Origin of the sequence: Donghicola sp. XS_ASV15, assembly GCF_041224595.1 — a bacterium.
Classification (GTDB): Bacteria; Pseudomonadota; Alphaproteobacteria; order Rhodobacterales; family Rhodobacteraceae; genus Donghicola.
In genome coordinates this window covers 1-282 of sequence record NZ_JBGFGN010000038.1, presented here as the reverse complement: position 1 = coordinate 282, position 282 = coordinate 1, and the positions used below count along the sequence as shown (strand labels likewise).

General features: G+C 63.8%; 1 protein-coding gene. It reads right to left on the bottom strand.

Going from position 1 to position 282, the window contains the following annotated elements:
- On the bottom strand, positions 1-282 hold a 282-nt coding region (locus tag AB9K37_RS00530; RefSeq protein ID WP_369835111.1), incomplete at both ends, for a hypothetical protein.

The following is a 282-nucleotide window of genomic DNA, read 5'->3' as shown; positions in this document are numbered from 1 at the left end:
TGTTTTCTCCGCCCGTAGCTTCAGCGTCGAGCGGAAGCGCGTCCGCATCGTCTGAGACCACGTGTTCCGAAGGAGGCGCGTCGTCATCGTCCAAGCCTTCGAGGGCCTCGAAGGGGCTTGGGACGGCGGTGCCTGCAGCCGTGTCTTCAGAGGCCTGTGGTTCTTCGTCTGCAGATGCCATCTGATCTTTGGGAGCCTCTGCGTCTTCCGGGGCGGACAGTTCTGCGTCCGGCTCTTCCACGTCAGCAAGCGCCGCGAAGGGGTCTTCCTCTTCGGTGGCGG